This window comes from Pseudoalteromonas sp. TAE79, from assembly GCF_000498015.1.
In the GTDB taxonomy this organism is placed as follows: Bacteria; Pseudomonadota; Gammaproteobacteria; order Enterobacterales; family Alteromonadaceae; genus Pseudoalteromonas.
Genome location: NZ_AUTL01000052.1, coordinates 1 through 6,498, shown reverse-complemented (window position 1 = coordinate 6,498; position 6,498 = coordinate 1). Strand labels below are relative to the sequence as shown.

Genomic DNA, 6,498 nt, shown 5'->3' with positions numbered 1-6,498 from the left:
CTAAGTATAGGGCGTTGCGCTATTTTGCACGCTGACCCACCAATACTGCCGAAACAGGTTACGGTTAGTTGTGTACCTCTAACTTCTTATGGCTTCCTTCAGACCCCACCGTTGGCCAGTGACGCCCTTGCCATTCAGATTATCTTCCCCTTAGTCAGGGTGATAAGGCATCTTTCAGCCTATCGGGTTTGCCAGCTTCGCTGGGCAAACAAAAAAGCCGCTGTATTTTGCAATACAGCGGCTTTTAAAATCATTATTCTAAATTAATAGATTATGACTTAGGTGCACGACCCGCACGTTTACGTTCGTTTTCTGTAAGGTGTTTCTTACGGATACGAATGTTTAGTGGAGTAACTTCAACTAGCTCGTCATCATCGATGAACTCAAGCGCTTGCTCAAGTGAGTAGTTAAGGTGCGGAGAAAGCGTTTGCGCTTCATCAGTACCAGATGCACGTACGTTAGTTAACTGCTTGCCTTTAAGGGCGTTAACTGTAAGGTCGTTATCACGGTTATGAATACCGATAACCATACCTTCGTATACTTCAACACCGTGACCGATGAATAAACGGCCGCGCTCTTGTAAGTTGAATAATGCGTTAGTAAGTGCTTTACCAGTTGCGTTTGCAATCATTACGCCGTTCTTACGAACACCGATAGCGCCACCTTTATGAGGACCATAATGATCGAACGTATGGTACATAAGACCAGAACCCGAAGTAAGCGTCATGAAATCAGTTTGGAAACCAATTAAACCACGGCTTGGGATCATGAAGTCTAAACGCATACGGCCTTTGCCATCTGGAGTCATGTTAGTAAGTTCACCTTTACGTAGGCCAACTTGTTCCATAACAGAACCTTGATGCTCTTCTTGACAGTCAATAGTCACTGTTTCAAACGGTTCTTCTAGAACGCCATCTACAGTACGTAAGATAACTTCTGGACGAGAAACTGAAAGCTCGTAACCTTCACGACGCATGTTTTCGATTAAGATACCTAGGTGTAATTCACCACGACCAGAAACACGGAAGCTATCTGGGCTAGCAGTATCTTCAACGCGAAGTGCTACGTTGTGTACTAATTCTTTGTCTAAACGCTCACGGATATTACGTGACGTTACAAACTTACCTTCTTTACCACAGAAAGGTGAGTTATTTACAGAGAATGTCATTGTTACAGTTGGCTCATCAACACTTAGTGGTGGTAATGCTTCAACGTTTCCTGGGAAACAAACTGTATCAGAAATCTTAAGCTCACCAATACCTGTTACAGTTACGATGTTACCAGCGTAAGCTCTATCAGTTTCGATACGCTCAAGACCTAGGTAGCTTTGTACTGCACCAATTTTACCATTACGTGTAGTGCCATCAGCACTGATAATAGTAACTTGTTGGTTAGGAGCAACAGAACCACGTTTTATACGACCAATACCAACTACACCAACATAAGAGTTGTAATCTAGTTGAGAAATTTGCATTTGGAAGTCACCTTCAGGATCTGCATCCGGTGGTGATACTTCTTCAACGATCATCTTGAACATAGGTTCCATGTTGTCTGATGGTTCGTCTAAATCTAGTGTTGCCCAACCGTTGATTGCTGAAGCGTAGATTACTTTAAAGTCTAACTGTTCGTCAGTCGCGCCAAGGTTGTCGAATAAATCAAAGATTTGATCCATAACCCAATCTGGACGAGCGCCTGGCTTATCAATTTTATTGATAACGACGATTGGTTTTAAGCCTTGCGCGAATGCTTTTTGCGTAACGAAACGCGTTTGCGGCATTGGACCTTCTTGAGCATCAACAAGTAATAATACTGAGTCAGCCATCGAAAGTACGCGTTCAACTTCACCACCGAAATCGGCGTGTCCCGGGGTATCTACGATATTGATATGGTAGTCATTCCAAGAAATGGCTGTGTTTTTAGCCAAAATGGTAATACCACGTTCTTTCTCAATGTCGTTTGAGTCCATCACGCGCTCTTCGTTACCGCCGCGTGTTTCTAATGTACCTGATTGCTCAAGTAGTTTGTCAACCAGTGTTGTTTTACCATGGTCAACGTGCGCGATAATCGCTATATTTCTTAACTGTTCGATGCTCATATATTTACTCAGAGAAATTAAATTCTCATTGATCCTGCAAGATCTACGCACTCATCCACGCTTTCGCGAGATGTCCCAGCATAGGATTTAAAAGGGCGCATATTATCCCTCATTAATGACATGGATGAAAGTTTATCCAATATAAATTTCAAAACTTTCTCAATACTTTTACTAAGTATCTGTTTTATATATGACAATTATATGAATTAAATTTCAAATTTTTTTTGAAAAACAGCCTTTTTGGCTATTTTGCTGATCTTTTTGGTACTCTTTTGCATTTAGGTTATGCTATTTCCGAGCGATTAAATTAGCAGCAAATTGTGCCCTGTAAATTTTGCACCAAAAAGGAAAATTTACGCACCAATATAGTGCGTTTGTACATTCCATTTTGATGCAACGATATTTTTTTAATTTATAAACAGCTAGTTATAAAAATGGCACAAAATCAGCTTAGTAAATCCCAAAGCAATTATGCAGCAATAACAAAACCCAATAGTTGGAGGACACATGTCACAATCGGTTTTAGATTTTATTAAAGAAAATGACGTCAAGTTCATTGATTTACGCTTTACTGACACTAAGGGTAAAGAACAACATATATCTATTCCTCATCACCAAGTTGATGAAGACTTTTTTGAAGACGGTAAAATGTTTGACGGTTCTTCAATTGCAGGCTGGAAAGGCATAAACGAATCAGACATGGTATTAATGCCAGTTGCTGAATCAATCAAACTAGACCCTTTCACTGAAGAATCAACATTAATCGTACGTTGTGACGTAGTAGAGCCTTCAACACTTCAAGGTTATGAGCGCGACCCGCGTTCTGTTGCTAAGCGTGCTGAAGATTACATGCGCTCTACAGGTATTGCAGATACAGTTTTATTTGGCCCTGAGCCAGAGTTTTTCGTATTTGACGACGTTAAATACAAATCAGATATGTCTGGTTCTATGTACAAAATTGATTCTAAGCAAGCTGCTTGGAACTCAGATAAAGAATATGCAGATGGCAACACAGGTCACCGTCCAGGTATTAAAGGCGGTTACTTCCCAGTTGCTCCTGTTGATGACTTCCAAGATTGGCGTTCAGCTACGTGTCTAGTTCTAGAAGAAATGGGTCAAGTAGTAGAAGCACATCACCACGAAGTTGCAACAGCAGGTCAAAACGAGATTGCTACTCGCTTTAATACAATGGTATTAAAAGCGGATGAAATCCAAGAAATGAAATATGTTATCCATAACATGGCTCACTTATACGGTAAAACAGCAACGTTTATGCCTAAGCCAGTTGTTGGTGATAACGGTTCTGGTATGCATTGTCACCAGTCACTTGCTAAAGACGGTGTTAACCTTTTTGCTGGCGATAAGTACGGCGGTCTTTCTGAAGATGCACTTTACTACATTGGCGGTATCATTAAGCATGCTAAAGCAATTAACGCTTTTGCAAACGCATCTACTAACTCGTACAAACGTTTAGTACCAGGTTTTGAAGCACCAGTTATGCTTGCGTACTCTGCACGTAACCGTTCTGCATCAATCCGTATCCCAGTGGTTCCATCTGAAAAAGGTCGTCGTATTGAAGTACGCTTCCCGGATCCAACAGCTAACCCATACCTTGCTTTCTCAGCAATGCTTATGGCTGGCCTTGATGGTATCAAAAACAAGATCCACCCTGGCGATGCTATGGATAAAGATTTATACGACTTACCAGCTGAAGAAGCAGCAGAAATTCCAACTGTTGCAGCATCACTTGACGAAGCACTATCTGCACTTAGCGCAGACCGTGAATTCTTAACTCAAGGTGGCGTATTCACTGACGACTTAATCGATGCTTACATCGAACTTAAGTCTAAAGAAGTTGAAAAGCTTAACATGACAACTCACCCAGTTGAGTTTGAAATGTACTACAGCTGTTAATATAAGCTGTAAAAAATATGTGTGTTCTCAAGCCCGCTTTGCGGGCTTTTTTAATGGTAAAATTAGTCAATCTCCACTAAAGTTAAGTTACCGATAAAAATGCAGGGCTGCAGAGTGAATAACAAGATTTTATTACTATTAATTACTTTAGGATTAAGTAATTATGGTTATGCCGGTGAAACAAAAATATACGCTTGGAAAGATAAAAATGGCGTATTAGTGTTCTCTGACACCCCTCATAGAGGTGCTAAAGAGGTAAAGCTTACCAGCCAAGATCTTAATATGCCTGCAACAAATACTGACATTTTTGACGAGCAACCCCAGCCTCAACAAGCGGCCTTTAGTATTGCCATTTCCTCACCTGATCATAACCAGACTATTCGTGAAAATACCGGCACTGTTTATGTTACTAGCCGAATAAAACCGCGCTTTGAAACTGGTTTTACTATACAACTTTTTATTGATGGTAAAGCACACGGCCCTGCCAGTGACAGCTCAACCTTTGCAATAAGGGATGTAGAACGTGGTCAGCACACACTACAATTAAAGCTTTTTAATAGTAAAAACCAAGTTATTGCTACAAGCGAGCCCTGTATGTTTTTTATGCACCGAAAAGGGCTAAGCCTAAGTAATTAAATTGGGGTATTACTAATCGTGCAGCAGTGTATTTTACCGTATAACTTGCTTGCAAACATCAACGCACTAAAATGGTGCAGCTATGATTAATAATAAAAACTTTAGCCCTGAGCTACTCGATGCTATTTGGCAAAATCAAACAACCGCTATCATGTTGCTTGATAAAAACTTCACCGTTGTCTATGCCAATACCAGTACTAGCGAACTGCTTGGCCTTGGTAACAAGCGCCTATTAGATCAGCCTTTCGACAGTCTTTTTAATTACCATTCAATCGATTTGCAGCGTATAGAACAATACTCATTAGTTGAAGGTGTAGATTGCCAGCAGCACAGAGCTGACGTGGTTTTTAGCGATTCTCGCCATGCAAAAGTAGCCGTAAGTACACGACAAATTAAGTTTGATGGCTCACTTTATATTTTATTTGAGTGGCGCCAAACTGATGACGAAATTAAGCACGACCAAGCGTCTAATCAAATGCATCAATACCAAGCAGCCCGAAATCTAATTAGAGGCTTAGCTCACGAAATTAAAAATCCTTTAGGTGGAATTCGCGGAGCGGCGCAGTTATTGCAGTATGAGGTTGATCAACAAGAAAGAGACCAATGTGCTGAACTTATCATTGAGCAAGCTGACCGATTACGCGAATTAGTAGATAGGCTTTTAGGGCCAAATCAGCTTCCGCAAAAATCGTATGGCAATATACATCAATCACTTGAATCAGTTGCACGACTAAGTACGTTAGATAATTGTTCTAACATTAGCTTGGTTAAGGATTACGACCCAAGCATTCCTGATGTATACATTGATCAAGGTAAAATTCAGCAAGTAGTATTAAACATTGTTCGAAATGCTCAGCAGGCGCTTGTAAATGGCGGTGAAATAACAATAAAAACCCGCATTAATCATCAGCATCGTCGCCCAGGTAAAGCACCTAAAAAAGCCTTGTTGATCCAAATATCTGATAACGGACCAGGTATTGATCCCAGTGTACGTGAAACACTGTTCTACCCTATGATCACCAATAAAGAAGATGGCTCAGGGTTAGGACTCTCAATAGCGCAAACGCTGATAGATCAACATGATGGCTATATAGAATGCGATAGCTGGCCTGGACATACTGAATTTAATATCTATCTGCCCTTTGCAGATTAATGTTTGGAGTTTGCATGAAAACAGTTTGGCTTGTAGATGATGATGCCTCAATTCGCTTTGTACTTGAAAAGGCACTAACCCGTTCAGGGTTTAACACGGAGAGCTTTGCTAATGCGCAAGATGTACTAAGCGCACTAAAGTTTAGCCAACCTACTGTTTTAGTTTCTGACGTTAGAATGCCAGGCATGGATGGTATGGCGTTGCTTGAACTTATCGCAGAGCAAAACCCTGGGCTGCCAGTTATTATAATGACTGCCCACTCAGATTTGGACTCTGCAGTTAATGCATTCCAAAAAGGTGCTTTTGAATACCTAGCTAAGCCGTTTGATTTAAACGAAGCAGTGGCGCTAGTCGAGAGCGCGTGCAGAGCAAACTCCACTAAAAAAACTAAGCGAAAGCAAGCTCCACCAAAAAGTGCCCACATTATTGGTGAAGCACCCGCTATGCAAGAAGTGTTTAGAGCGATAGGTAAACTATCGGCCTCTAGCATGAGCGTATTAATAAATGGTGAATCTGGCACAGGTAAAGAACTTGTCGCCAGCGCCCTGCACAACCATAGTCCACGTAAAGAAAATCAATTTATTGCACTTAACATGGCAGCCATTCCAAAAGAGCTAGTTGAGTCAGAGTTATTTGGCCACGAAAAAGGCGCATTTACGGGCGCAGATAGCGTACGTAAAGGCCGCTTTGAGCAAGCCAA

Annotated in this window: 5 protein-coding genes and 1 pseudogene; 5 read left to right on the top strand and 1 reads right to left on the bottom strand. The window is 41.1% G+C overall.

All coding sequences use genetic code 11. The features are described from left to right. A pseudogene (locus L655_RS1000000127655) lies at positions 1-267 on the top strand (hypothetical protein); the annotation flags it as partial. Between the two features lie 4 nt (positions 268-271). Here L655_RS1000000127655 and typA read toward each other — a convergent pair. Beyond that, the gene (gene typA, locus L655_RS0101690; protein WP_002961123.1) at positions 272-2,095 is read right to left on the bottom strand and encodes a translational GTPase TypA; all 1,824 of its coding nucleotides are present in this window, start codon (positions 2,093-2,095) and stop codon (positions 272-274) included. 507 nt (positions 2,096-2,602) lie between these two features. Here typA and glnA point away from each other — a divergent pair. The 4 genes from glnA to L655_RS0101670 form a co-directional block, all read left to right on the top strand. Next, positions 2,603-4,009, top strand: a complete 1,407-nt coding sequence (gene glnA / locus L655_RS0101685) for a glutamate--ammonia ligase (protein ID WP_024603879.1) — start codon at positions 2,603-2,605, stop codon at positions 4,007-4,009. Between the two features lie 114 nt (positions 4,010-4,123). Further along, positions 4,124-4,645, top strand: coding sequence for a DUF4124 domain-containing protein (locus tag L655_RS0101680; protein WP_024603878.1), 522 nt, complete (start codon positions 4,124-4,126; stop codon positions 4,643-4,645). Positions 4,646-4,727: 82 nt separating this feature from the next. Then, positions 4,728-5,798: a nitrogen regulation protein NR(II) gene (gene glnL, locus L655_RS0101675; RefSeq protein WP_024603877.1), complete on the top strand. Its 1,071-nt coding sequence runs from the start codon at positions 4,728-4,730 to the stop codon at positions 5,796-5,798. Between the two features lie 14 nt (positions 5,799-5,812). Next, a partial coding sequence (locus tag L655_RS0101670) for a sigma 54-interacting transcriptional regulator (protein ID WP_024603876.1) occupies positions 5,813-6,498 on the top strand: 686 nt, incomplete at its 3' end.